Annotated in this window: 27 protein-coding genes, 1 pseudogene and 1 riboswitch; of the genes and pseudogenes, 12 read left to right on the top strand and 16 right to left on the bottom strand. The window is 61.3% G+C overall.

Annotation, left to right across the window (positions count from 1 at the left end):
- Positions 1-290: 290 nt before the first annotated feature.
- A pseudogene (locus HGP14_RS24790) lies at positions 291-1,769 on the top strand (GAF domain-containing protein); the annotation flags it as partial.
- Positions 1,770-1,819: 50 nt separating this feature from the next.
- Here HGP14_RS24790 and HGP14_RS24785 read toward each other — a convergent pair.
- A complete protein-coding gene (locus HGP14_RS24785) occupies positions 1,820-2,461 on the bottom strand; it encodes a TetR family transcriptional regulator C-terminal domain-containing protein (RefSeq protein ID WP_168832523.1) in 642 nt (213 codons plus the stop codon).
- 292 nt (positions 2,462-2,753) lie between these two features.
- On the opposite strand from HGP14_RS24785, the gene HGP14_RS24780 reads away from it, so the two are divergent.
- From HGP14_RS24780 to hydA, 3 genes are all read left to right on the top strand, one after another.
- Positions 2,754-4,007 (top strand): Zn-dependent hydrolase, encoded by a 1,254-nt coding sequence (locus HGP14_RS24780; protein WP_168832522.1) that lies wholly within the window; start codon positions 2,754-2,756, stop codon positions 4,005-4,007.
- Between the two features lie 149 nt (positions 4,008-4,156).
- The gene (locus HGP14_RS24775) at positions 4,157-4,591 is read left to right on the top strand and encodes an endonuclease domain-containing protein (RefSeq protein ID WP_409527101.1); all 435 of its coding nucleotides are present in this window, start codon (positions 4,157-4,159) and stop codon (positions 4,589-4,591) included.
- Entirely contained in the window at positions 4,588-6,042 is a 1,455-nt protein-coding gene (gene hydA / locus HGP14_RS24770; protein ID WP_168832520.1) for a dihydropyrimidinase, read from the top strand. The genes HGP14_RS24775 and hydA overlap by 4 nt, the downstream gene beginning before the upstream one ends.
- Positions 6,043-6,051: 9 nt before the next feature.
- Here hydA and HGP14_RS24765 read toward each other — a convergent pair whose 3' ends face one another.
- Positions 6,052-6,468: a cupin domain-containing protein gene (locus HGP14_RS24765; RefSeq protein WP_168832519.1), complete on the bottom strand. Its 417-nt coding sequence runs from the start codon at positions 6,466-6,468 to the stop codon at positions 6,052-6,054.
- Positions 6,469-6,566: 98 nt separating this feature from the next.
- Between HGP14_RS24765 and HGP14_RS24760 the strand changes: the two genes are divergently transcribed.
- The 7 genes from HGP14_RS24760 to HGP14_RS24730 all read left to right on the top strand — a co-directional run bounded on the left by HGP14_RS24760 (position 6,567) and on the right by HGP14_RS24730 (position 15,853).
- Complete coding sequence (locus tag HGP14_RS24760) at positions 6,567-7,352, top strand: ABC transporter ATP-binding protein (protein ID WP_168832518.1); 786 nt, start codon at positions 6,567-6,569, stop codon at positions 7,350-7,352.
- Between the two features lie 235 nt (positions 7,353-7,587).
- The gene (locus HGP14_RS24755; protein ID WP_246704573.1) at positions 7,588-7,908 is read left to right on the top strand and encodes an endonuclease domain-containing protein; all 321 of its coding nucleotides are present in this window, start codon (positions 7,588-7,590) and stop codon (positions 7,906-7,908) included.
- Positions 7,905-8,789 (top strand): ABC transporter permease, encoded by an 885-nt coding sequence (locus HGP14_RS24750; RefSeq protein WP_168832516.1) that lies wholly within the window; start codon positions 7,905-7,907, stop codon positions 8,787-8,789. The genes HGP14_RS24755 and HGP14_RS24750 overlap by 4 nt, the downstream gene beginning before the upstream one ends.
- A complete protein-coding gene (locus HGP14_RS24745; RefSeq protein ID WP_168832515.1) occupies positions 8,786-9,913 on the top strand; it encodes an ABC transporter permease in 1,128 nt (375 codons plus the stop codon). Before HGP14_RS24750 ends, HGP14_RS24745 begins: the two co-directional genes overlap by 4 nt.
- Before the next feature lie 57 nt (positions 9,914-9,970).
- Positions 9,971-10,942: an ABC transporter substrate-binding protein gene (locus HGP14_RS24740; RefSeq protein WP_168832514.1), complete on the top strand. Its 972-nt coding sequence runs from the start codon at positions 9,971-9,973 to the stop codon at positions 10,940-10,942.
- 403 nt (positions 10,943-11,345) lie between these two features.
- Positions 11,346-12,536, top strand: a complete 1,191-nt coding sequence (locus HGP14_RS24735) for an efflux RND transporter periplasmic adaptor subunit (RefSeq protein WP_168832513.1) — start codon at positions 11,346-11,348, stop codon at positions 12,534-12,536.
- Positions 12,537-12,547: 11 nt separating this feature from the next.
- The gene (locus HGP14_RS24730; RefSeq protein ID WP_168832512.1) at positions 12,548-15,853 is read left to right on the top strand and encodes an efflux RND transporter permease subunit; all 3,306 of its coding nucleotides are present in this window, start codon (positions 12,548-12,550) and stop codon (positions 15,851-15,853) included.
- Between the two features lie 66 nt (positions 15,854-15,919).
- Here the strand turns inward: HGP14_RS24730 and crcB are convergent, their stop codons facing one another.
- The 6 genes from crcB to HGP14_RS24700 form a co-directional block, all read right to left on the bottom strand.
- Complete coding sequence (gene crcB, locus HGP14_RS24725; protein ID WP_168832511.1) at positions 15,920-16,351, bottom strand: fluoride efflux transporter CrcB; 432 nt, start codon at positions 16,349-16,351, stop codon at positions 15,920-15,922.
- Between the two features lie 74 nt (positions 16,352-16,425).
- A riboswitch (Fluoride riboswitch) is annotated at positions 16,426-16,487 on the bottom strand.
- 67 nt (positions 16,488-16,554) lie between these two features.
- Complete coding sequence (gene ureG, locus HGP14_RS24720) at positions 16,555-17,166, bottom strand: urease accessory protein UreG (RefSeq protein WP_168832510.1); 612 nt, start codon at positions 17,164-17,166, stop codon at positions 16,555-16,557.
- 76 nt (positions 17,167-17,242) lie between these two features.
- Positions 17,243-17,914, bottom strand: coding sequence for an urease accessory protein UreF (locus HGP14_RS24715; RefSeq protein ID WP_168832509.1), 672 nt, complete (start codon positions 17,912-17,914; stop codon positions 17,243-17,245).
- A 6-nt stretch (positions 17,915-17,920) separates the two neighbouring features.
- On the bottom strand, positions 17,921-18,400 hold the full coding sequence (gene ureE / locus HGP14_RS24710; RefSeq protein WP_168832508.1) for an urease accessory protein UreE: 480 nt from the start codon (positions 18,398-18,400) through the stop codon (positions 17,921-17,923).
- A gap of 79 nt (positions 18,401-18,479) precedes the next feature.
- Positions 18,480-19,364 (bottom strand): GGDEF domain-containing protein, encoded by an 885-nt coding sequence (locus tag HGP14_RS24705; protein ID WP_168832507.1) that lies wholly within the window; start codon positions 19,362-19,364, stop codon positions 18,480-18,482.
- Positions 19,365-19,579: 215 nt separating this feature from the next.
- A complete protein-coding gene (locus HGP14_RS24700; RefSeq protein WP_168832506.1) occupies positions 19,580-20,119 on the bottom strand; it encodes a peroxiredoxin in 540 nt (179 codons plus the stop codon).
- Here HGP14_RS24700 and HGP14_RS24695 point away from each other — a divergent pair.
- On the top strand, positions 20,109-20,318 hold the full coding sequence (locus tag HGP14_RS24695; RefSeq protein WP_168832505.1) for a hypothetical protein: 210 nt from the start codon (positions 20,109-20,111) through the stop codon (positions 20,316-20,318). The genes HGP14_RS24700 and HGP14_RS24695 overlap by 11 nt on opposite strands.
- On the opposite strand, the gene ureC is transcribed toward HGP14_RS24695, so the two are convergent.
- From ureC to HGP14_RS24655, 8 genes are all read right to left on the bottom strand, one after another.
- Positions 20,315-22,027, bottom strand: a complete 1,713-nt coding sequence (gene ureC / locus HGP14_RS24690) for an urease subunit alpha (protein WP_168832504.1) — start codon at positions 22,025-22,027, stop codon at positions 20,315-20,317. The two genes, HGP14_RS24695 and ureC, sit on opposite strands and share 4 nt — an antisense overlap.
- Positions 22,028-22,030: 3 nt before the next feature.
- Positions 22,031-22,672 carry a Urease operon accessory protein gene (locus HGP14_RS24685; RefSeq protein WP_312862181.1) on the bottom strand — a complete coding sequence of 214 codons (642 nt, stop codon included), beginning with the start codon at positions 22,670-22,672 and terminating at the stop codon, positions 22,031-22,033.
- Between the two features lie 2 nt (positions 22,673-22,674).
- Positions 22,675-23,082: a lysozyme inhibitor LprI family protein gene (locus HGP14_RS24680; RefSeq protein ID WP_168832503.1), complete on the bottom strand. Its 408-nt coding sequence runs from the start codon at positions 23,080-23,082 to the stop codon at positions 22,675-22,677.
- 23 nt (positions 23,083-23,105) lie between these two features.
- The gene (locus tag HGP14_RS24675) at positions 23,106-23,411 is read right to left on the bottom strand and encodes an urease subunit beta (protein WP_168832502.1); all 306 of its coding nucleotides are present in this window, start codon (positions 23,409-23,411) and stop codon (positions 23,106-23,108) included.
- Positions 23,412-23,421: 10 nt separating this feature from the next.
- On the bottom strand, positions 23,422-23,676 hold the full coding sequence (locus HGP14_RS24670; protein WP_168832501.1) for a DUF1272 domain-containing protein: 255 nt from the start codon (positions 23,674-23,676) through the stop codon (positions 23,422-23,424).
- 10 nt (positions 23,677-23,686) lie between these two features.
- Complete coding sequence (locus HGP14_RS24665; protein WP_168832500.1) at positions 23,687-23,989, bottom strand: urease subunit gamma; 303 nt, start codon at positions 23,987-23,989, stop codon at positions 23,687-23,689.
- A gap of 16 nt (positions 23,990-24,005) precedes the next feature.
- Complete coding sequence (locus HGP14_RS24660) at positions 24,006-24,827, bottom strand: urease accessory protein UreD (RefSeq protein WP_168832499.1); 822 nt, start codon at positions 24,825-24,827, stop codon at positions 24,006-24,008.
- A 370-nt stretch (positions 24,828-25,197) separates the two neighbouring features.
- On the bottom strand, positions 25,198-26,166 hold the full coding sequence (locus HGP14_RS24655) for a D-glycerate dehydrogenase (protein WP_168832498.1): 969 nt from the start codon (positions 26,164-26,166) through the stop codon (positions 25,198-25,200).
- Positions 26,167-26,203: the final 37 nt, after the last annotated feature.

Below are 26,203 nucleotides of genomic sequence, written 5' to 3'. Positions count from 1 at the left end.
TTCAGCGGAAGTCGACGCTGCGGCCCCGTTGGCGGCAAACCTGCCGCCTCTCATGAGCTAACGGGAAAAGCGGGGGAACCATCTCAACTTATTGATGTATTCACTGGATATAGCGGATTCCCGCCATATATGCCTTGCCTTGTGACGCCGGAATGAAGCAGCAGCCAAGAAATCGTGTGGAAGATGCGGCATCTCGCTCAGAGCGCGCTGGAGCAGGTCGATATTGAATGGCTGATCCCGAACCGGCCGCTATGCACGGCTGCTGAAATGGACCTGGAGTTGCCTGTCTCGTGAGCGAACCTTCCCGTCAACTCGAACCGACGAATTATGACCGAGCGCAGCTTTACCAGCTCGGCGCTATCCAGCCTTTCGGCTTCCTGATTGTGGCTTCCTCCGATTGGAAGATCATGCGCGCTTCGATCAATCTCGAAGAATTTCTGGGCATAAGCTACAAGGACGCGCTCGGGCAGCCGCTTTCCGCCATCATCATGCCCCAGACGCTGCACGCCATCCGCAACCGGCTGTCCGTCATGCGCGGTCCAGGCATTGTCGAGCGGCTGTTCTGCATCGCCTTTGCCGATGGTGGTCCTGCCTTCGACGTGGCTCTACACCTCAGCGACGGCCAAATCATCATCGAGGGCGAACCCTCTCAAGATGGGCGCCAGGGCGGCTCAACGATATCGATCCGCGCGATCATGGCCCGGCTGGATCAAGCGCAGACGCCGGAAGAGTTTTTACGCGAGGCTGCGCGGCAGGCGCGCGGCATCACCGGTTTCGATCGCGTCCTGGTCTGCCGCTTCGATGACACAGGGTCGGGCGAAGTCGTTGCGGAAGCCGCAAGGCCTGCCATCGGATCATTCCTTGGCTTTCATTTTCCGGCTTCGGACTTTCCGGCCGAGGCGCGCGCCCTCCATACCCGCAATATCTTCCGTGTTATCGCCGATGTCGAAACTGCGCCGGTTCCGATCGTGCCCGAGGTCGACGAGCATGGTCGGACGACCGATCTCTCCCTGGCGATCCTGCGCTCGGTCTCGCCGGTCCACGCCGAATATCTGAAAAACATCGGCGTCGTAGCCTCGCTTTGGCTGCCGATCATGGTGAACGGCAATCTGTGGGGCCTCCTCGCCTGCCATCATTACACCGCTCGCCTTCCGTCCTTCGAGCGCCGCTCCGCGGCAGAACTCTTCGGCCAGATGTTCGCGTCGCGGCTGGAAAGCCGGGAACGGCAGCGGGCTCTCGAATTGGAGACCGGGGCACGGCGGACCGTCGAGCGGCTGCTGACTGCCGTTACGGACAATGCGGACTTGCTCGCTGACGCGGCGTGGCTGAACGAAGCCATCGCCGACGCCGTCCCTGTTGACGGCGTTGCCGTCTGGATCAATGGCCGCGTGGCAGTGCGGGGGCTCACACCCTCACAAGTGCAATTTCCGGCGCTGGTCGAGACGCTGAATCGCACATCCGGCCAAGTCCTTGCGACCGATCACCTCGCCGAATTCTGCCCCGACGCCGCGGCGAACGGCGACGCAGCCGGGCTTCTTGCCATTCCGATCTCGCGGTCGCCAAGCGATTACGTGATATTCTTCCGCCAGGAAATCCTGCGTACGGTGCGCTGGGCGGGCGATCCGCCCAACACGGTGCAGCACGCCTCTGGCGATCCGGCATTGACGCCCCGCAAGCGCTTCGAGGCCTGGTCTGAAATGGTGCGCGGACGCTCACTGCCATTTTCCGAAGCAGAACGCCGTATTGCGGAAACCATCCGCCTCACGCTTCAAGCGGCCCGCCGCCTGGCCGGGTAAACGGCAGCGCGGCGGAGGTTCGATCAGGCCGGCCGGACCAGCCCGCTGGTAAAGAGCTGCTCGAGGAAACGCCCGGCATCCTCGAAGCGCCCTGCCCCCGCATGCTCCTGGCCAAGAACGGCGCGGACCTGGACATCGAAGTCGGCATAGTGCTGGGTCGTCGACCAGATGGAAAAGATAAGATGGTACGGATCGCACTCGGCGATCTTTCCCGCTTTTGCCCAGGTCCGGATAACCTCGGCTTTCTCGTCGACGAGTTCCTTCAGCGGACCCTTCAATTCGTCTTCTATATGCGGGGCGCCCTGCAGCACTTCGTTGGCAAACAGTCTGCTTTCGCGGGGAAAGTCGCGAGCCATTTCCAGCTTGCGGCGGATATAGTTGCAGATTTCCGATTCCGGATCGCCGTCGGCATCGAAGGCGCGCAGCGGCTCCAGCCACGTATAAAGCACCCGATCGATCAGCGCCCGGTGCATCGCCTCCTTGGTGCGGAAGTAGTAGAGCAAGTTCGGCTTCGACATCCCGGCCACTTCGGCGATCTGGTCGATGGTCGAGCCGCGGAAACCCCTGGCGGAAAACACATCGAGAGCCGCCTCCAGAATTTGCTCTTCCTTTTCCTCCTGAATACGTGTGCGCCGCTGGGTCTTCGCTGCTCTCGGAATTGCCATCTGGCTCTCATTTCCCCTTGGAATTCAGTTGCTTCGCCCAGACGGCTCACCTTGCCGTCATTTTGAGCAACTGCCTGCAATTTTGGCTGTATTTTTCCTGATTTTCGTCTTGAGCCCGGCGCGGGAAGCTGTAATGTTTACCAATCGGTCAAATTATCTGTCAGGTGCAAAACAAAGGCAACTGCGGATTTTCCGGCGTAACAAAACAAACAAGCGCGCCGGGAATTGACGATGGGAACAGACGGCGCATGCTCCTGGCATGACGGCGAAAAACAGGTGAGGATTTTCAGACATGGTGGCAGCGCCAGGTGAGAATATGCGCGTCAATGGGGACCGTCTCTGGGACAGTCTCATGGACATGGCGAAGATCGGCCCCGGTATTGCCGGCGGCAACAACCGCCAGACGCTGACCGACTCCGATGCCGAGGGCCGCGGCCTCTTTCGCAAATGGTGCGAAGACGCCGGCTTAACGGTCGGCGTCGACAAGATGGGGACGATGTTTGCGACGCGCCCCGGCACCGATCCCGATGCGCTGCCCGTCCATGTCGGCTCGCATCTCGATACCCAGCCGACCGGCGGCAAATTCGACGGCGTCCTCGGCGTGCTCAGTGCGCTTGAGGTCGTTCGCACGATGAACGATCTCGGCATCAAGACCAAGCATCCGATCGTGGTCACCAACTGGACCAACGAGGAAGGCGCGCGCTTTGCCCCGGCCATGCTGGCATCCGGCGTCTTTGCCGGAGTGCATACGCTCGAATACGCCTATGGCCGCAAGGATCCGGAAGGCAAGACTTTTGGCGACGAGCTGAAGCGCATCGGCTGGCTCGGCGACGAGGAAGTCGGCGCCCGCAAGATGCACGCCTATTTCGAGTACCACATCGAACAGGGCCCGATCCTCGAAGCCGAGGACAAGCAGATCGGCGTGGTCACGCACTGTCAAGGCCTCTGGTGGCTGGAATTCACGCTGACCGGCAGGGAAGCGCATACGGGATCGACGCCGATGAATATGCGCGTCAATGCCGGGCTTGCCATGGCGCGGATCATGGAGATGGTTCAGGCGGTTGCCGTGGAGAACCAGCCGGGCGCCGTCGGCGGCGTCGGCCAGGTCTTCTTCACGCCGAACTCGCGCAACGTGCTGCCCGGCAAGGTCGTCTTCACCGTCGACATCCGCTCGCCGGACAAGGAAAAGCTCGACCGCATGCGCGCCAAGATCGAGGCCGAAGCGCCGAAGATCACCGACGCGCTCGGCGTTGGATGCTCTATCGAGGCGATCGGCCATTTCGCGCCGGTGACCTTCGACCCGAAGCTGGTCACCGCCGTGCGCAACGCGGCCGAAAGGCTCGGCTACAGCCACATGAACCTCATCTCCGGCGCCGGCCACGACGCCTGCTGGGCCGCCAAGGTCGCGCCCACCACGATGGTCATGTGCCCCTGCGTCGGCGGCCTGTCGCACAACGAGGCGGAAGACATATCGAAGGAATGGGCGAGCGCCGGTGCGGACGTGCTGTTCCACGCGGTGCTCGAGACAGCGGAGATCGTCGGGTGATGGCAAGCGCCGAGTTCGCGGCCCCCTCATCCGCCCTTCGGGCACCTTCTCCCCGAGGGGAGAAGGGAGAAGATGCTGAGGCCTCGGTTTTTCCCTTCTCCCCGCCGGGGAGAAGGTGGCCCGAAGGGTCGGATGAGGGGGTGCCACGAATGCCGAAGGACGACGCTACCAAACGCCGGCCGGGAAAAACGGCGCAAGCACGGCAACTTCGTCAGAATGAAACTGAAGAGGAATATCATCTGTGGAGCGATCTTCGTGCCCGCAGGCTGAACGGCCACAAGTTCGCGCGACAGGTTCCGCTTGGTCCTTATATCGTGGATTTTCTCTGCCGCGAGCAACGGCTTGTCATTGAAGTCGATGGCTTCCAGCATGCCGACAGCGCGAATGACAGGAAGCGCACGGACTGGTTGAACTCGCATGGCTATGCCGTGCTGCGTTTCTGGAACCGTGAAATTTCACGTGAACGCCGCTCGGTGCTTGAGACAATTCTCGCCGCGCTGAGCCAGCGGCTTGAGGTAGACCGAGCATCCGGCTTCTATTCGCCGGCCTCATTCGCAAAAGAGAATAAGGAACAGCAGCCATGAGCACAGTCATCAAGGGCGGCACCATCGTCACGGCCGACCTGACCTACAAGGCGGACGTTAAGATCGACGGCGGCAAGATTGTCGAGATCGGCCAGAACCTCTCGGGCAACGAAACGCTGGACGCTTCCGGGTGCTACGTCATGCCGGGCGGCATCGACCCGCACACCCATCTCGAAATGCCCTTCATGGGCACCTACTCCTCCGACGATTTCGAAAGCGGCACGCGCGCCGCACTTTCCGGCGGCACGACCATGGTGGTCGATTTCGCCCTTCCCTCGCCCGGCCAGTCGCTGCTCGAAGCGCTGACCATGTGGGACAACAAGTCGACGCGCGCCAACTGCGACTATTCCTTCCACATGGCGATCACCTGGTGGAGCGAGCAGGTCTTCAACGAAATGAAGACCGTCGTTCAGGACAAGGGCATCAACACCTTCAAGCACTTCATGGCCTACAAGGGCGCGCTGATGGTGAACGATGACGAAATGTTCGCCTCCTTCCAGCGCTGCGCCGAACTCGGGGCCCTGCCGCTGGTGCACGCCGAAAACGGCGACGTGGTCGCGCAACTGCAGTCGAAACTCTTGGCCGACGGCAACAACGGCCCGGAGGCGCATGCCTATTCGCGCCCGGCAGAAGTCGAAGGCGAGGCGACCAACCGCGCGATCATGATCGCCGACATGGCCGGCTGCCCGGTCTATATCGTCCACACCTCCTGCGAACAGGCGCACGAAGCGATCCGCCGCGCCCGGCAGAAGGGCATCCGGGCCTACGGCGAACCGTTGATCCAGCACCTGACGCTCGATGAGACGGAATATTTCAACAAGGATTGGGATCACGCCGCCCGCCGCGTCATGTCGCCGCCGTTCCGCAACAAGCAGCATCAGGACAGCCTCTGGGCCGGCCTTGCTTCCGGCTCGCTGCAGGTCGTGGCGACCGACCATTGCGCCTTCACGACCGACCAGAAACGCACCGGCGTCGGCGATTTCACCAAGATCCCGAACGGTACCGGCGGCCTCGAAGACCGCATGCCGATGCTCTGGACCTACGGCGTCAACACCGGCCGCCTGACGATGAACGAATTCGTCGCGGTGACCTCCACGAATAGCGCCAAGATCCTCAACATCTATCCGAAGAAGGGCGCGATCCTCGTCGGCGCCGATGCCGATATCGTCGTTTGGGACCCGAAACGCTCGAAGACGATCTCCGCGAAGAAGCAGCAGTCGGCCATCGACTACAACGTCTTCGAAGGCAAGCAAGTGACCGGCCTGCCGCGCTACACGCTGACGCGCGGCGTCGTGGCCATCGAGGAGGACGCGATCAAGACGCAGGAAGGCCACGGCGAGTTCGTGAGGCGCGAGCCGGTCACCGCTGTCAGCAAGGCGCTCTCGACCTGGAAGGAAATCACCGCGCCGCGCAAGGTCGAACGATCAGGCATTCCGGCAAGCGGGGTGTGATCCTTGGCCTCATCGCTCCTGCACCAGCCCATCCAACTCCGGCAGCAGCACGACGCTTTCCTGTTCGTTGGGGTCCGTCCGTGCGATAATCGCGGTGCAAGGCGTGCTGCTGAGGTTCGCCGGCAGATGGGGAACACCGGCCGGAATATAGAAAAGCTCGCCGGCATGGACGACCACATGGTGCTCCAGTTGGTCGCCGTACCACGTGTGGGCCTCGCCGGAGAGCATGTAGATTGCCGTTTCATGCGCCTCGTGCAGATGCGCCTTGGCGCGAACGCCCGGCGGGATCGTCAAAAGATGCATGCAGATGCCCTTCGCGCCGACCGTTTCCGCGGCAATGCCTTCGAAGTAGCTCAGCCCCTGCTTGCCGTCATAGGCATGGCTCGGGCGAATGATGTGGCAGGTAGGCTTTGACTTCGCATCCATCGTCATTCTCCATGAATTTTGCCGCTACAACAGAAAACGGTGACAATCATAGCACGCAAACCGCTGCAGGCGGGAATAACAGGATTGGTCAAGCATCGATGCAAGCAGCGTCCGTCGTATCCGCTAAGGATCTCTGTCTCACCTACCACACAAATGACGGGCCGGTGCATGCGCTGAGCAATGTCGATCTGGATGTCCGCAAGGGCGACTTCGTCTCCTTCATCGGTCCGTCCGGCTGCGGCAAGACGACGTTCCTGCGCGTCATCGCCGATCTCGAACGGAAAACCTCGGGCGAGATCACCGTCAACGGCATGACGCCTGAGGAAGCGCGCAAGGCGCGCGCCTATGGCTATGTTTTCCAGGCGCCCGCACTTTATCCCTGGCGCACGATCGACAAGAACATCGCGCTCCCGTTGGAGATCATGGGATATGCGGCCGACGACCAGAAGCGGCGCATCGCCGAGGCGCTGGATCTCGTCAACCTTTCGGGCTTTGAAAAGAAATTTCCCTGGCAGCTTTCCGGCGGCATGCAGCAGCGTGCCTCGATCGCCCGCGCGCTGGCCTTCGACGCCGATCTGCTTTTGATGGACGAGCCCTTCGGCGCACTCGACGAAATCGTCCGCGACCACCTGAACGAGGAGCTTTTGAAGCTCTGGGCGCGCACCAACAAGACGATCTGCTTCGTCACCCATTCGATCCCTGAAGCCGTCTATCTCTCGACGAAGATCATCGTCATGTCGCCACGCCCCGGCCGCGTCACCGACATCATCGACTCGACGCTCCCGGCCGAGCGCCCGCTCGGCATCCGCGAGACGCCGGAATTCCTGGCCATCGCCCACCGCGTTCGCGAGGGGCTGAGAGCGGGGCATAGCTATGAGGAGTAGGCCGCTCGGAGCAAAGACCCCTCCCCAACCCCTCCCCACAAGGGGGAGGGGCAAACTAGCGACACCCCTTCTCGTTCAACGGCAGGCTTCGAGGGTGCGGCAGACCTGCCCCTCCCCCTTGTGGGGAGGGGGTGGGGAGGGGTTTTTCGCCCCAAGCAAAAGGGAAGGCCTCTGAATGCCCCACTCGAACATCCCCTCCAAAACCCGCGAAAGAGCAAAACGCCTTCGCAGAGAATTGACCAAGGCCGAAGCCGCGATGTGGGACATGTTGCGCGATTTACGCCCTTTTGGCGCCCGGTTCAGGCGTGAAACCCCAATTGGCCCATACATCGCCGATTTTGCCTGGCTGTCGGCACGCCTTGTCATCGAAGTCGACGGCGATAGCCATGAGACCGAAGCCGGTCGCAGCCACGACATTCGTCGCGATACATTCATGAAGAACGAAGGCTTCAACGTGCTCCGTTTCGACAATGCCCAAGTGCTTGATGGGCCTGACTACGTATTCCTCGAAATACAAAAGTACGCCGCTCCATTTTTGAAGGAGCAAGCGGCATGAAACCCGACACCCTCAAGGACAAGATCGTCCCCGTCCTCACCATCCTCGTGGCACTGATCGCCGTCTGGTATGTCGCGGCTGTTCTCCTGAATGCGCCCTTCCAGCGGGACATGGATACCCGCAACAACATCACCCCGACCACGATGGAATTTATCGGCAAGACGCTGTCACAGCCGAAACCGGTCCTGCCGGCGCCGCACCAGGTGGCGAGCAACTTTTTCGAGAACACCTTCCTGCGCAAACTCTCGAGCAATCGCAGCCTCGTCTATCATGCTGGCGTCACCCTGTCCTCGACGGTCCTCGGCTTCGCCTTCGGCACGCTACTCGGCATCCTGATCGCCGTCGGCATCGTGCATATCAAGGCGCTCGACCGTAGCCTGATGCCGTGGATCATCGCCTCGCAAACGGTGCCGATCCTGGCGATCGCGCCGATGGTCATCGTCGTGCTCGGGGCGATCAACATTACTGGCCTGATCCCGAAGGCGCTGATCTCGACCTATCTCTCCTTCTTCCCCGTCGCCGTCGGCATGGTGAAGGGCCTGCGCTCGCCGGAAATCATGCACCTCGACCTGATGCGCACCTATAATGCCACGCCGGCGCAGACATTCTGGAAGCTGCGCGTCCCGGCCTCCATCCCCTTTCTCTTCACCTCGATGAAGGTGGCGATTGCCGCAAGTCTCGTCGGCGCCATCGTTGGCGAGCTTCCGACGGGCGCCGTTGCCGGTATCGGCTCTAAGCTGCTAGCGGGTTCCTATTATAGCCAGACGATCGATATCTGGGCGGCCCTTGTCGCAGGCTCGGTGTTGGCGGCCATGCTCGTTGCGATCGTCGGTCTGGTGGCGAAAATCGTCGATCGCGCCATGGGCGGGAGGCCGGCATGAAATTTCCGGGCATCTCGTGGCAGGCTTTGATTGCGCTCCTTCTATGCATCGCGGCCGTGATATCGCTGCCGCTTCTCAACGAGGGCGCTGCCCACCCCTTCACCGACGGAACGGTGACGTTGATCATTGCCGTGGTCGCCGGATCCGCGCTCATGTCCATCGTGCCGCTGCCGCCGGCCTCTTCCGCGATGGCGCTACTGATCGGCACGCACGCGGCCGCATGGATGCTGCTTTCCGGCATTGGCGGCAACGAGGGCATGGCGACCAAATCCTTCTTCTTCCTGATCGCCGCCTGCTGGTTGCTCGCCTGGCGCTGCGTCGCAGTGCTCTCCGCGTTGAAACCCATCTCGAAGCTCGGAAGCTCGTTCCTGCGGCTGCTGATCCCGGCGATCTTTGGCGCCTGGATCCTGATCCTGTGGGAAGCGGCGACCCGCGGCTTCGGCATTCCTTTCGTGCTCCTTCCGCCGCCGAGTGCGATCGGCGCCAGGATCGCCGGTTCGCTGCCGATCCTGTTCGACGACGTGCGGCAGACGATCTTCAAGGCGGTGCTGATCGGCTATGTCATCGGTTGCGCCGCCGGCTTTGCTGTCGCCATCCTTGCCGATCGGGTGGCGTTCCTCCGCCGCGGCTTGCTGCCGATCGGCAACATGGTTTCGGCGCTGCCGATCATCGGGGTCGCTCCGATCATGGTCATGTGGTTCGGCTTCGACTGGCCGTCGAAGGCCGCCGTCGTCATCATCATGACCTTCTTCCCCATGCTGGTGAACACCGTCGCCGGACTGGCCGCATCCGGCAACATGGAGCGCGACCTGATGCGCACCTACGCGTCGAACTACTGGCAGACGCTGTTGAAGCTCCGGCTTCCCGCCGCCATGCCTTTCATTTTCAATGCGCTGAAGATCAACTCGACGCTGGCGCTGATTGGTGCCATCGTTGCCGAATTCTTCGGAACACCGATCGTCGGCATGGGCTTTCGCATCTCCACCGAAATCGGCCGCATGAACGTCGATATGGTCTGGGCCGAAATCGCCGTTGCGGCGCTGGCAGGCTCGCTCTTCTATGGGGTCGTCGCCCTCGCCGAAAGGGCGGTGACGTTCTGGCATCCGTCTATCCGTGGTGGCTAGGCGTCGCTTTGTTCCCGCAAATGGGATTGGGGCATAACTTCAGAGGGAAAAAAGAAAATGAAAAAACTGATTATTGCGATGATGGCGAGCGCGATGTCGCTCGCGGCAGCCCAGGCGATGGCTGCCGACAAGGTAACGCTGCAGCTGAAATGGGTCACGCAGAGCCAGTTCGCCGGCTATTACGTCGCCAAGGAAAAGGGCTACTACGAAGAGGCGGGCCTCGACGTCACCATCAAGCCGGGCGGCCCGGATATCGCGCCTGAGCAGGTCATCGCCGGCGGCGGCGCCGACATGATCGTCGACTGGATGGGCGGCGCGCTCGTGGCCCGCGAAAAGGGCGTTCCGCTGGTCAACATCGCCCAGCCTTTCCAGAAGTCGGGCATGGAGATGATCTGCCGCAAGGACGGCCCGATCAAGACCGAAGCCGATTTCAAGGGTCACACGCTTGGCGTTTGGTTCTTCGGCAACGAGTATCCGTTTTTCGCCTGGATGAACAAGCTTGGCCTCAAGACTGAAGGCGGTCCGGATGGCGTTACCGTTCTGAAGCAGAGCTTCGACGTTCAGCCGCTCCTGCAGAAGCAGGCAGACTGCATCTCGGTCATGACCTACAATGAATACTGGCAGGCGATCGATGCCGGCTTCAAGCCGGAAGACCTGCTCGTCTTCAACTATACCGCGATGGGCAACGATCTTCTCGAGGACGGCCTCTATGCGATGGAAAGCAAGCTCAAGGATCCCGCCTTCAAGGAAAAGATGGTCAAGTTCGTCAAGGCATCGATGAAGGGCTGGAAATACGCGGTCGACAACCCGGATGAAGCAGCCGAGATCGTCGTGGATAACGGCGGGCAGGACGAGAACCATCAGAAGCGCATGATGGGCGAAGTCGCCAAATTGATCGGCGACGGTACGGGCACGCTCGACACCACGCTTTACGATCGCACCGCTAAGGCTCTTCTCGACCAGAAGATCATCAACAAGGAGCCGTCAGGCGCCTGGACACACGACGTTACGGACGCTGCCGCAAAATAAGTGGCCGTCCAACCAAACACGAAACGCGCGGCGAAGTCCGCGCGTTTTCGCTTTTTTGGCGGCGATTGAAAAAATTTCGCAAGCGATGTCGCATCGGCGGAGGCTGCGACGTCATAATACTATGCGGCAATCAATCATCGGAATGAATACATAACCACTCGCCGATTGATTTGGACGCAAATGGTAATTAATGCTCTCTTGTGGGGAATTATTTTCTGCCGGTCTTGCGCGTCAAGCAAATCGATACCACGTACGAGCCGGGTTTGCCGTACGTGAGGGTGTGAGAGCGACGGCAACCGAAGCGGGAGTACCTCTGAGAACACAGAGTTGAAATGGCCTTTTCGCGAGCTGAGGGACAACGCGCGATTTCGGCTGACTATGTTTATGATTGGACGACGACCCAATGGCACGCATGCGAACCAAAACACGCGCCTTCGCCCTACTTATCGCCGCTTTCGCGGCAGCTCCTGCTTTTGCGCAGGAAACGGCAACCACGAAGCCGCGCCAGAACCTCCCCGCGATCGTCGTAACCACGGCCAAGACGCGGACGCTCGTCGATCGCGTCGTCGCGACCGGCACTGTGAAGCCTGTCGAGGAAGTGTATCTCCAGCCTCAGGTCGATGGACTTTCGATCCGTGCGCTGAACGCCGACGTGGGCGACAAGGTTGAAGCCGGCAGCACACTTGCGACGCTGAACGACGATGCGCTGCTCTTGCAGAAGAGCCAGATGCTGGCAACGAAGGCGAAGGGCGAAGCGACGCTCGCCCAGTTGCGGGCGCAACTGATCGAAACAAAGGCGAATGCCGAGCAAGCCCGCCAACAGCAGGCCCGTGCGCAGGAAATGGGCAAGAAGGGTACCGTGTCCACCGCCCAGGTTGAGCAGGCGGTTGCAGCAGCCGTTTCCGCAAACGCCCGCGTCAGCTCGGCCGAGCAGGCAATCATGGTTGCCGTGGCAGACCTGAAGGTCGTTGACAGCCAGATCGCCGATACCGATCTCAAGCTTGCCCGCACCGATGTGAAAACGGCTGTCGCGGGGACGGTTTCGGCAAAGAATGCCAGGGTTGGCGCGATTGCGCTGGCCTCGGACGACCCGCTCTTCACCATCATCCGTGACAACGATATCGAACTGGTTGCCGAAGTCGGCGAGAGCGATATCATCAAGATCCAGGCAGGCCAGAAAGCGACCATCTCGCTTGCGGGCAGCCGCGACAAGCTCTCCGGTTCCGTCCGCCTCGTTTCCCCGACGGTCGATCCGACCACACGCCTTGGCCTTGTCCACATTCTGATCGATGATGATAGCAAGGCGCGGGCGGGCATGTATGGCAGCGCGGATATCGTCGTGAAGTCGACGCAGAACGTGGCTCTGCCGCTTTCGGCGGTCCTGACCAGCAGCGAAGGCTCGTCCGCCCGCAAAGTCGAAGAGGGGGTCGTAAAATTCGCCGAAGTGGAAACCGGCATTCAGGACGGCGCTTACGTTGAGATCCTCAAAGGCCTCAAGGAGGGCGATGAAGTCGTTGCCAAGGCTGGCGCCTACGTTCGGGACGGCGACCGCATTACACCCGTGCGCGAACAGCCTGCTGCTGCTTCCAACTGAGAGAAGGCCCGATGAACTTTTCAGCCTGGTCCATCCGAAATCCCGTAGCACCGCTGCTGCTTTTCGCCCTGCTGCTTTTTGTCGGTATCCAATCCTTCAACAGGCTGCCGATCACGCGTTTCCCGAATATTGACGTTCCGCTTGTCTCGATCACCGTCACGCAGAGCGGCGCTTCGCCTGCCGAACTCGAAATGCAGGTGACGAAGGAAATCGAAGACGCGGTCGCCAGCATCAACGGCATCGACGAAATCCAGTCCACCGTGACGGATGGCCAGTCGCAAACGGTCGTCATGTTCCGCATGGAGGTACCGACCGAGCAGGCGGTGCAGGACACCAAGGACGCGATCGATCGCATTCGCAGCGATCTCCCGGCCAATGTGGAAGAACCGATTGTCGCCAAGATCGACGTCGAAGGGCAGGCAATCCAGACCTTTGCCGTTTCATCGCCGGACATGACGCTCGAAGAGCTTTCCTGGTTCGTTGACGACACGATCAAGCGCTCCTTGCAGGGCCAGGCCGGCATCGGCCGTGTGGACCGTTATGGCGGCGCCGATCGCGAGGTGCGCATCGAACTCAATCCGGACAAGTTGAACGCTTACGGCATCACCGCCGCCAGCGTGAACGAGCAGCTGCGCAGCACGAACGTCGACCTCGGCTCCGGCCGAGGCCAGGTCGCGGGCAGCGAGCAGGCGATCCGTGTTCTCGGCGATGCGCGCGATGTCGCAGAACTCGCCAATACGACGATTGCCCTGCCGAACGGCCGTTTCGTGAAGGTCTCCGAACTAGGCGCCATCAAGGATACCTATCAGGAGCCGAAGTCCTTCTCGAATTTCGATGATACGCCCGTCGTCACCTTCGGCGTCTTCCGCGCCAAGGGCGCCAGCGAAGTCAGCGTTGCCGAAACCGTGGCAAAGAGCCTCGACAAGGTGCGTGCAGAAAACCCGAATGTCGGCATCGAACTGATCAGCGATTCCGTCTACTTCACCTACGGCAACTACGAGGCCGCGCTCGACACACTGATCGAGGGCTCGCTGCTCGCAATCGTCGTCGTCTTCCTGTTCCTTCGGAACTGGCGCGCAACGCTGATCTCGGCGATCGCGCTGCCCCTATCCGCGATCCCGACGTTCTGGATCATGGACCTGATGGGCTTCTCGCTGAACCTCGTCAGTTTCCTCGCCCTGACACTCGCGACCGGTATTCTCGTCGACGATGCGATCGTCGAAATCGAGAATATTGCCCGCCATATCAAGATGGGCAAAACGCCGTATCGCGCAGCCATCGAGGCCGCTGACGAAATCGGCCTCGCCGTCATCGCCACGACCTTCACGATCATTGCCGTGTTCGTGCCGGTCTCCTTCATGCCCGGCATCCCTGGCCAGTACTTCATTCAGTTCGGCCTGACGGTTGCCTTCTCGGTCTTCTTCTCGCTGATGGTGGCACGTCTCATCACGCCGATGATGGCCGCATACCTGATGCGCGCCCAAGACGGCAAGGACGACCATCACGACAATGACGGGCTGTTCTTCCGCGGCTACACGCGGCTCGTGCGCGCCACCACCCGCCGCTGGTGGACACGCTATGCGACGCTGATCGCGGCGATCGCCTTCCTGGTCGGCTCTGTCATGTTGCTGGCTCAGGTGCCCGGCAGCTTCCTGCCGCCGGAAGACGCATCACGTATCGTGCTCTCCGTCGAGCTGCCGCCGAATGCGACGCTAGACGACACCGCAGCGACGACGAACACGATCTACAAGGACGTGAAGGATATCGACGGCGTCGAAAGCGTCTTCGTGCTCGGTGGTGCATCGCCAAAGGGCGACCTTGAGCTTCGCCGCGCGACGGTGACGCTGACGCTGCACAAGCTCGATCAGCGGCTGTCGAAGAAGCTCGTGAACGACTTCTTCGGCGCGATGCCGATCATCGGGCCTTATCTGCCGAAGGTCGAGGTTCACGGCCGCATGCGTCCGCAGTGGGATATTGAAAAGGAAGTCTTCGCGAAGGTGAAGGACATTCCGGACGTCCGAATCCTGAAGCTCAACGACCGCGGCGAACGCGACCTTTCCTTCAACTTCCTCTCCAAGAGCGAAAAGGACCTGAACGAAGCGGTCGGACTTCTGGAATCGAAGCTGCGTGCCGAACCGCTGCTGGCAAATGTCAGCGCGGACGGCGCCCTGCCCCGTCCGGAACTGCAGGTTCGTCCGCGCAAGGACCAGGCGGCCCGCCTCGGCATTACGCCGCAGCAGATTTCCGAGACGATCCGCGTGGCGACCATCGGTGACATCGACGCGGCGCTGGCGAAGATCAATCTCGACGATCGCCAAATCCCGATCCGCGTTCAGGCCGCACTCGATATGCGGCGTGACCTCGCCGCCATCCGCGCGCTGAAAATCAAGACGGCGAGCGGCGCGACCGTTCCGCTCGCGACCGTGGCTGATATCGACTATTCGGAAGGCGTGAGCTCCATCAAGCGCAACAACCGTTACCGCGTCGTTTCGATCGGCTCCGACTTGCCGCAGGGCGTGGCGCTCGATACGGCATCGGCTCGCTTCCTGCAGATCGTCAAGGACACCAAGATCCCGTCGACGGTGCAACTTGTCGAAAGCGGCGACGCGAAGGTCCAGAAGGAAATGCAGCAGAGCTTCGGCAACGCGATGCTGATGGGCCTGATGCTGGTTCTGGCGGTCTTGATCCTGCTCTTCAAGGATGTGATCCAGCCGTTCACCATTCTGTTCTCCCTGCCGCTTGCAATCGGCGGCGTGGCAGTGGGTTTGCTCATCACCAACAATCCGCTGTCGATGCCCGTCATGATCGGTATCCTGATGCTGATGGGCATTGTGACGAAGAACGCGATCCTGCTCGTCGACTTCGCCATCGAGATGCGCCATCGCGGCATGGAACGTGTGGAGGCGATGGTCGAAGCGGGCCGCAAACGCGCCCAGCCGATCATCATGACCTCGATCGCCATGTCGGCCGGCATGTTGCCGTCGGCACTCGGCGTCGGCGAAGGCGGCTCGTTCCGCGCGCCGATGGCAATCGCAGTGATCGGCGGCATCATCGTCTCGACCGTGCTGTCGCTGGTCGTCGTCCCCTCCTTCTTCCTGATCATGGACGATCTCTCACGCCTGCTCCGCTGGCTCTTCGGCCGCCTGGTCGGAAAGAAGGATCAGGAGGAGCTGGCGATGTCCCGCGAGGAGCTGACCGACGCCGTCGGCTCTCTCAACGAGCGGATGGAGGCGATTGAGAATCCGGAAGGCAAGCGCAAGGTCGCCAACGCCAACGCGAAGAACGTGCTGCGCCTGCCGCCGTTCGCGGCAGAGTGATTTCTCAAATAGCGAGACAGAAAGCCGGGCGCCAAGCCCGGCTTTTTTATTGGAGACTTTTCACCGTCACGCTTCTTCCGCGATCGGCAACTGTGCCACCTGCGGCGCACGGCCGTTGAAATAGGAGGCGATCAGATGGCCCGCCGAGACCGCTGCGATGCAGAGCACCACCGAAGCCGCGATATTGACCGCCGCCCGCGTCACGGCTCCGGAGCGCAGCAGATCCAGCGTCTGCAAGCTGAAGGAAGAGAAGGTCGTATAGCCGCCGCAGAGGCCGATCATCACGAAGAGCCGGAGGTTTTCCGAAGCGGGAAAGCGCCCGTGGGTGAGCGTCAGCGTTCCGAACAGGCCGATGATGAAGGACCCGCTGATATTGATGATGATCGTGCCCCAAGGAAGATCGCCGCTGATGGGCGCCGCGAGAACGGACACAAGATAACGCGCCAGAGTGCCCAAGGCGCCTCCAGCCATGATCAGTAAGCAAGTGTAAAATGACATGCACGCCTCTCTGTTCGGGCGGACATGAAAGCCCGCCTGCGGCGGGCAGTAGACACACTCCCACCGTCGAATGAATCGCGGTAGGAGTCATCAGCCATCACGGCGGTTTCGGGGGAACTCCATCCCCATCGCGCGCAAGATAGCTTCGGCGCGCCTGCAATGCAACCAGCCCCAACGCCCCGCGTCAATTTGGACGCGCCGGATTAGAGACCGCCCTGCTCCCTGAGGAAATTGACGATGGAATCGACGCCGTCGCCGCGCTTCATGTCGGAGAAGACGAAAGGACGCCTCTCGCGCATGCGCGTTGCATCGCGGTCCATGACGTCGAGGTCGGCGCCGACATAAGGTGCTAGGTCCTTTTTGTTAATGACCAGCAGGTCCGATTTGGTGATGCCCGGGCCGCCCTTGCGGGGGATCTCCTCGCCCTGGCAGACGGAGATCACGTAGATGGTGATGTCGGCCAGATCAGGCGAGAACGTCGCTGCCAGATTGTCGCCGCCGGATTCGATGAAGACGACATCGAGATCGGGAATTCGCGCGCTGAGACCGGCGATTGCCTGGAGGTTGATCGTGGCGTCCTCGCGGATTGCCGTATGCGGGCAGCCGCCGGTTTCCACGCCGACGATGCGGTCCGATGGCAAGGCCTGCATACGCATCAGCGCTTCGGCATCCTCGGTCGTGTAGATGTCATTGGTGACCACCGCGACGGAATAATCGTCGCGCATCGCCTTGCAAAGCTTCTCCGTCAGTGCCGTCTTTCCCGACCCAACAGGTCCGCCGATGCCGACGCGAAGCGGTCCGTTTCTCGATTTCATCTCCACACTCCAATTTCGGCCGATGATAGCCGCGCGATCTCGACGCTGCCACCGGCAAATGACGGAGATGCTCTGATCAGGAGCGGAAGAGCCGCGTCGTCTGCGTCTCGTGCCGCAGCGAGGCAATCTCGGCCTGAACGGCCGCCGAACCCAGATTGTCGAGCGTCGAGCCGGCTGCACGATGCGTGACGGCGGCAATCGTCTCCTCCAGCCGCGCCAGGATGGCCACGCCGTCCTTCTGGCCGGCAACACCGAGCCTGATGCCCGCCGACACCGCTTGCGAGACATAGGCATGCAGAAAGGCAGCGAGCGCCTTTTGCAGCTCTATGCCATGCGCCCCGGCAACCGTACCGACGGCAACCGGATAGGCGACGGCCCGCGGCAGGCGATCAAACAGGGGATCGGGCCAGGCGCGCGCCGCCGTCAGAAACGCCTCGCCGAGCAGCATCGTCTCCTGGTGGCGCTCCCGTGATCCTGCCAGGGCCTCCGCCAGGGCAGCAAGTTCTGCAAGTTCATCCGCATCATCCAGCATCCACCAGCTTGCCGCAAAGAGCACCGCGTCGTTCCATGTGCTCCCATTAGAAAGCAGCGTCTCGATCCATCCGCCCAGCGAGGCCGCATCCGTGACGAGCCTGTCATGGACGGCGCGCTCAAGACCGCCGGAATAGGCGAACGAGCCGACCGGAAAGGCCGGCGAGAGCCATGTCATGAGACGCAGCAGAGCCTGCAGGTCGCCGCCCTCGGTCATTGCGGCTCAATCATGCGCGTGATGACCGTGGTCGTGCCCGTGCGAATGGTTGCCATGCGAATGGTAGGCGCCGCGCGCGGGCTGGAACGGCTCCGTGACTTCGTTGACGGTCGCGCCCAGCCCCTCGAGCATCGGCCGGATCACGTGGTCGCGCAGGATGAGCATGCGCTCTTCCTCGATCTGCACACCGAGGTGCCGGTTGCCGAGGTGCCAGGCAAGCTCGATGAGATGCATCCGGTCGCGGCCTCGGATCTCGAAAAGCTTCTCGTCGGCGGCCTGGATTTCGATGAGTTCCCCATCCTCGAGAACCAGCATATCGCCGCTTGCAAACAGCACCGGTTCCTTCAGGTCGAGCATGACCATGTCGCCGTTTTCGAGATGCAGGAGTTTGCGGCGCAGATGCCTCAGATCGTGCGGCAGAACGACTTTGCCGATGGGGTTGGAAGACGGGGTTCCGGCTCGAAGATATGAGGTAACGCGCTGCATGACATGTCCGTTTCTGTGAGGTCACGACCATGCAAAATAGCGCCTGCCGGCGCAAGCGCCAATGCGCTTTGCAACCGAGTTATCTGCCAGAGCCTTGAAATGCTCTGGAGGCGCGGGGCGCGTCGTCGTATTCCGGATCAGCCCCCTGAACGCCGAGGCCACTTTCGATCAGATGGCGATGCAGGGCGTAGTTCAGCCCGTGTCTCTCGTGTACCACGCGGTTTCGGCCGAGCGCCTTTGCCAGATAGAGCGCCTTGTCGGCGGCTGTGTAAATAGAGTCCTTGCTGCGTCCGGGCAGAAGATCGGCGATGCCAGCCGAAATCGTGATCGCGATATCGCAGCCGTCGGCAGCGATCGGGCGCCGGGCGATCTGAGCCTTCACCGACTCGATCCGCTCCAGCCGCTCTTCAACGTCACCGCCGGCAACGATCACACCGAACTCTTCGCCGCCGAGACGCGCGACGACCGAAGGAGCGCCAAAGGCCGACGCAAGAATTGTGGATAGGGCAACGATGACGGCATCGCCGCAGGCATGACCGAAGCGGTCGTTGATCGCCTTGAAGCGATCGACATCGAAGATCACCAGCGAGGCGCCGTCATCCATCCCCTCCAGCGCTTCGGCGAAAGCGCGGCGGTTCAACAAGCCGGAGAGCACATCGGTGCGGCTCAGCTTTTCGAACTCCGCGCGCGATACTGTCAAATGATGCATCGCGTGGCCGACGATCAGCGAAAGCACGCCGCAGACCACGCCGCAGACGAGCCAGGAGAGAATGACGCCGAATTGAATGGCATGTACCAAAGGGAGAGGCAGGAAGCCGATGTAGTCGAGCGTGGGCAGCATCGCGGCAATCACAAGCGCCGACAGAATGACGGCGAGAAAGCTCATCTTAAGCGCGAACACATAGACCGTGCGCCTATGCTGGAAATTGCGGAGATCGGCCTGGAGCGAAATCCATCTTTTCATTTTGATCGACCTCTCCGATCTCCCGCGATAGCGTTTGATTAAAGGGCGATTTGCTTCCAACCACCTAAGGCGATCGTTAAAATGCCTGCCATCCCAAGCTTGTGAACACCAATTTCACGGTGACGGATGCACGCTAAAGCTGCATAGTCATCTCTAGAAGCAAGGGCCCGGCAAAATGCCGAGCCCCGCTGTTTTTAGCGATGATTTTTGGCCTGTCAGGCGGCCTGCTTGACAGACTTCAGGGCTTCCAGAATGTTCTGGGGCGAAGAGACGCCGTAGGGATCCGTATCGGAATTATCGGAATAACCCTCTTCCTCGAACCACTGCTCAACGACGCCATCATTGACGATCGCCGCATAGCGCCAGGAGCGCATGCCGAAGCCGAGATTGTCCTTGGCGACAAGCATGCCCATCTTGCGCGTGAACTCGCCGGAACCGTCCGGGATAAGCTTGACGTTTTCGAGATCCTGCGACTTGCCCCAGGCGTTCATCACGAAAGCGTCGTTGACGGAGATGCAGTAAATCTCGTCGACGCCTTCGGCACCGAACTCGCCGGAAAGCTTTTCGAAGTCCGGCAGCTGATAGGTCGAGCAGGTCGGCGTAAACGCGCCCGGCAACGAGAAGAGGATGACGCGCTTGCCTGCGAAGTAGTCGTCGGTCGTCTTGTCTTCCCAGCGGAACGGATTGGGACCGCCAACGGCCTCGTCGCGGACGCGGGTACGGAAAACAACGGTGGGAACCTTCTTGCCGATCATCGAAATCTCCTTCGTGGGAGGGTCTGCGGCAAATCTTGGGAAAATCCGCGACCCCGAAAATGGAGAGTCCTCACTAGCGAAGAATTCGCGGCATTGCAGCATGAAAGAGACAAAAATACCGCAGCGCATAACAGACATTCCGCAGGTGCATGGCGCTTGCGGGCAACTGCATAAAGATGAGGTCAATCAGTCCGATTAGAACAGGAAATACCGCTGCGCCATCGGCAGCACTGTCGCCGGCTCGCAGGTCAACAATTCACCATCAGCGCGAACCTCGTAGGTTTCCGGATCGACCTCGATGTCAGGCGTCAGGCTGTTGTGGATCATCGACGCCTTGGAGATACCGCCGCGGGTGTTCTTGACCGCGATCAGGTCCTTGGCGACGCCGAGCCGTCCCTTGAGACCCGCATCGAGCGACGCCTGCGAGACGAAAGTCACGGAAGAATTCGTCAGGCTCTTGCCGTAGGATGCGAACATCGGGCGGTAGTGGACGGGCTGCGGCGTCGGGATCGAGGCGTTCGGATCGCCCATCGGAGCGGCAGCAATCGAGCCGCCGAGCAGCACCATGTCCGGTTTCACCCCGAAAAAGGCTGGATTCCAGATGACGAGATCGGCGCGCTTGCCGGCTTCGACGGAACCGATCTCGTGCGACAGGCCGTGGGCGATCGCCGGATTGATCGTGTATTTGGCGATGTAGCGGCGGACTCGGAAATTGTCGTTGTCGCCCTTCTCCTCTCTCAACCGGCCGCGCTGGCGCTTCATCTTGTCTGCCGTCTGCCAGGTGCGGATCGCCACCTCGCCGACGCGGCCCATGGCCTGGCTGTCGGACGAAATGATCGAGAAGGCACCGATGTCATGCAGGATGTCTTCGGCGGCGATCGTCTCCCGGCGGATGCGGCTTTCGGCAAAGGCGATATCCTCCGGGATCGACGGTGACAGGTGGTGGCAGACCATCAGCATGTCGAGATGCTCTGCGATCGTGTTGACCGTATAGGGCCGCGTCGGATTGGTGGATGACGGAATGACATTCGATTGGCCGCAGATCTTGATGATATCAGGCGCATGGCCCCCGCCGGCGCCTTCGGTGTGAAACGCATGGATCGTGCGGCCCTTGATGGCGCCGATCGTATCCTCGACGAAGCCGCTTTCGTTCAGCGTATCCGTATGGATCATCACCTGCACATCATACTGGTCGGCGACGGAGAGGCAGCAATCGATGGCCCCCGGCGTCGTTCCCCAATCTTCGTGCAACTTCAGAGAGGTCGCCCCCGCAAGCACCATTTCCTCCAATGCCCCCGGCAGGGAGGCATTGCCCTTGCCTGCGAAGGCAAGGTTCATCGGGAACGCATCGGCCGCCTCGATCATCCGAGCGATATGCCAGGGTCCGGGCGTGCAGGTCGTCGCCAGCGTGCCATGGGCGGGGCCGGTGCCGCCGCCGAGCATGCAGGTCAGTCCGCTCATCAGCGCTTCCTCGATCTGCTGCGGGCAGATGAAGTGAATGTGGCTATCCATGCCGCCCGCCGTCACGATCTTGCCCTCGCCGGCGATCGCTTCCGTGCCCGGTCCGACAATGATGTTGACGCCCGGCTGCGTATCCGGATTGCCGGCCTTGCCGATCGCGACGATGCGTCCGTCCTTGAGGCCGATGTCGGCCTTGACGATACCGGTATGGTCGACGATCACCGCATTGGTAATGACCGTATCGACCGCACCGCTGGCGCGCGTCACCTGGCTCTGCCCCATCCCGTCGCGGATCACCTTGCCGCCGCCGAACTTCACCTCTTCGCCATAGGTGGTGAAATCCTTCTCGACCTCGATGAAGAGTTCCGTATCGGCCAGACGAACCTTGTCGCCGACGGTCGGACCGAACATGCTGGCATAGGCGGCGCGGGAGATCTTATGGGGCATCTGTCAGGCTCCTTGGGAGGAAGAAAGGGATGCGTTCGCCCTCGGAAGCCGCGTGATGCGGCCAGCGGCGACATAGCTGTCGACGAGCTGCCTTTCGGCGGCAAAGGGATGCCATTCCCAGCCGGTATGGTTGAAGCCGGACAGCAAGATATCCGCATCGGGAAACTGCCGGAACGTCTCGGCGATGACGATCATGCCGCTGCTCGGAACGACGTATGGCGCGGGATTGAAAGCGGCGAGCTCGGCTTCTACGGCTTCATGAATCGATTTCTGAACGACCACGTGCCGCTTGCCAGCATCCTCGCAGAAGACATTGAACCGACTCGTATAATCATCGCAGAAATCATCGAGGTCAGGATGTGAAACGGCCAGCGGCGCCTTGAAAGCTGCAAACTTTTCGGGATCGCGGACGCTCCAAATTTCGGAGGCTTCAATGACGGCGCGGTGGTTCCGCCAGGCATCCGAACCACTCATCGCCTTGCCCGGTCTGCCGGTATTGCAGACGGCGACCACATCGGTCCGGCCCGGGCTTGCGGCATAGGAGCGGCACTCGTTGAACCGGATGACGAAGTCCGCAGCGGCGATTGCCGCGGCCCCTTCCTTGCCGATTTCACCATTGCCTACGATCACGATCTTCCGGGTCACGTTCAGTTCCCCATCGCGTCGGAGAGCTCTTTGAGCTGCTTGGTGCGTTCGTCCGTGAGATCGGCAAGGCAGCCGGCAACCAGCATCGGCTCCATCGTACCGCCCCGCGCCTGAAAGCCGTAGGCTTGGCAATGAGCATCTCGATAGGAGATCCAGGCGCGCTGAGCCGTTAAGAGCGCCTTCTCGGCGCCACGATCATTCTCATCCAGACCCTTGTCCGTCGCAGCCAGTGCCGCGCGCGTCTTTTGCCACTGCTCGTTCAGTGCCGCGTCTGCAGCCTCGTAGCGAGACTGCTCACAAAAGGTCATATCGGTCTGCGTCTGCGGATTTTTGCAATCCGCCTCCTGAGCTTGCGCGGTACTGGCCATCAGCGCTGCTGCCGCGGCGACCAGGTACAGAGTCGATCGCATTCAATTGTCTCCCGTCTTTTTTCTTAGAGCTTGCCCATCACGAGTTGGCGGAAGCCGTAGACTTCGCGCTTGCCGGAAAGCGGTATCAGCGTCACGGAACGCGTCTGGCCCGGCTCGAACCGAACGGCGGTGCCTGCCGGTATATCGAGGCGCATGCCCTGGGCTTGGTCACGATCGAAGGAAAGTCCCGCGTTGGTTTCCGCAAAATGGTAATGGCTGCCAACCTGCACGGGGCGGTCACCGGTGTTCGAAACCTCAAGCGTCACGGTCGGCTGACCGGCATTCAGTTCGATGTCGCCGCTCGCGGCAATGATTTCGCCTGGGATCATGTCGTTCTCCTCACGCCGCCCTTTGCGGCGCGCAACCTTCTGCTTTGAGCACGCGCTTTACCGATGCCGGATATTTGGCAAGCATAGCGGTCGGACGCACGGGACGGCGGGTGAATTCGCCACCGCAGTTCGGACACCGCCCCTGCAGCACACCATCCACGCAGTCCGCACAGAAGGTGCACTCGAACGTGCAGATCATCGCCTCTCGGCTTTCTGGCGGCAGGTCCTTGTCGCAGCATTCGCAGTTCGGACGAAGTTCGAGCATCATCGCCTCCTCAACGGATCGGTTCGTGAACGGTGACGAGCTTGGTGCCATCGGGGAACGTCGCTTCCACCTGAACGTCATGGATCATCTCGGCGATGCCCACCATCACCTGATCGCGGCTGATGACGTGGGCTCCCGCCTCCATCAATTCGGCGACCGGGCGGCCGTCACGCGCGCCTTCCACAACGTAGTCGCTGATCAGGGCGATCGCTTCAGGGTAATTGAGCTTCACGCCGCGCTCCAACCGCCGCCGTGCCACCATCGCTGCCATGGAAATCAACAGCTTGTCTTTTTCTCTTGGAGTGAGGTTCATCATTCATCCATTCAGATTAGAGGTTCCAGACTTTCGGCACAGGCGCTCCGTTGCGCAAGGCGGAAATGACCGGGATCAGTATTTTTCTGAGGGCAAAGCCATCGGCTGCCGCAGCGCGCACCACAAGCTTGCCGTTCCACGCGCTGGCCCCTGCCATGTGACCCTCGAAAAGCGGCCGGACCTTCGCGAGATAGCTATCGGCAAACGCGCCGGCATAAAGCAGCGTCGCAAAGGCCACCTGCCCGCTCAGAATAGGCTGGCGAGCGGTGAGCGCGCTGACGGCACCGTCAAGCCGCAACTCCTCGGCATGGATCAACCTGCCCGCTCGACGGATGCGCCAGCGATCACTGAAAAGCCCGGTCTCCATGACCTCGCCCATCGCCTTGCGGCCGAGCAAGTTTGCTTCCACAGCGAGAAATTCCGCGGTCTCATCAAGATCGACATCGAGGCGGCGAGACAGCGATGCACGGTCGAACAGAATGGTTTCCTGCGGCAGCCAGTCGACGCGCGAATTCGCACCCGCCGTGATCGTGGTCGTTACTTCCGCCGTGCCAGCCGATGCCTTGTAGATCTTCTCGCATGCCTGCGTGGTCACATCGATACGCGTGCCGGGTCCTGCGACGACGCTCCAGTTCATCCGGTCGCCGCCGGTCAACCCACCGGCCGTATTGATGATGACCGCCTCCATGGACGCATCGAAGGTCTCCGGCAGGCGGATCTTGGCGGCACCTTCCTGGTAGAGTTCGCGGATACGCGCACGCCCGTCCAGCAGCTTTGCGGCCAGATGCCCGCGCCCTTCGGCCCTTTGCGGTCTGGTGGTTGCCGCCACGGTCGTCATTCCGTCTCCCTGCGCCTTCGCCGTTTGCCCGGCTGTTCTCATTCAATCCGGCAAATATTTTAAGTGAGCAATCTTTGTGCCATCCGCCGAACCGGCCGCAGCCGCGGCAGACGGATTGGCAGCATCTGGACCATGCCTTAAAAAGCAGCATCTGCCACTCGGATGGTCAGGTAACGGCAGCCCGTATGCTGCATGAGATGTGAATAGCATCCCGCTCCCTCATCCGCCTGCCGGCACCTTCTCCCCGAGGGGAGAGGGACAAACCTCTCCGTGGCATTCCTTCCTCTTACTCAGCGGGGAGAGGATACAAAATCAGCATCTTAGCTTTAGCTAAGTGCTCGATTTTGTTGGTGAGGGGGATGTTGTTCTCTCAAGCCACCCTGTCCGGCGGCTCCCTGCCGTCGAAGAAGGCGGTGATGTTGTCCACCACCTTCATGCCCATCGCGGTCCGGGTTTCCTCCGTCGCGCTGCCGAGATGCGGCAGGAGGACGACGTTTTCCATCGCTTTCAGTCTCTCGGGCACCTGCGGCTCGGCCTCGTAGACATCGAGCCCCGCCCCGCGGATCGTGCCGCTATCCAAAGCGCTGATCAATGCCGCTTCGTCGACCACGTCGCCGCGCGCCGTATTGATCAGAAACGCACCCGGTTTCATTGCCGCAAAGCGTTCCGCGTTCATCAAGTGCCGGTTCTCGGCCCCGCCCGGGCAATGCAGCGATATGAAATCGGAGGCGGCCAGCACCTCCTCCACCGTCGCAAGCTGACGTGCGCCGTAACGCGCCGCCTCGGCTTCATCGACCTTCGACCGGTTATAGAAGACGACATCCATGCCGAAGCCGAAATGGCAGCGCCGGGCAAAGGCCTTGCCGATGCGGCCGAAGCCGATGATTCCGACCGTCTTGCCGGTCACCTTCGTTCCTATCATGTGCGTCGGGCACCAACCGCTCCAGGCGCCGGCACGCACCTGGCGCTCGCCCTCGCCGCCGCGGCGCGCCACCGCGAGAAGAAGCAGCATGGCGATATCGGCCGTGCAATCCGTCAGCACGCCCGGCGTGTTGGTGACCGCGATGCCCTTGGCCTTGGCTGCAGCGATGTCGATGTGGTTGTAGCCAACGCCGAAATTGCCGAGGATTTTCGTGCGGACATCGCCCGCGAAAACAGCGGCTGGCAGCTTGTCGGAGACGGTGGGCAGGATCGCGTCATACTCCGAGAACGCCTGCCGGAACTGATCGGTATTCAGCGGGATGTCGGCTTGGTTGAATGTCACATCGAAGCGCTCCGCAAGCGCCGCCTCGGCAGCAGAGGGCCAGCGGCGGGTGACGAGGATGCGCGGTCGGGACATCGGGAACTTCCGTTTCTGAATTCTGGTGGGGCCAACA

It is taken from the genome of Rhizobium sp. P32RR-XVIII, assembly GCF_012641395.1.
Lineage (GTDB): Bacteria > Pseudomonadota > Alphaproteobacteria > Rhizobiales > Rhizobiaceae > Rhizobium.
Note: the sequence above shows the minus strand (reverse complement) of the source record. Positions and strands in the feature narration are given on the sequence as shown.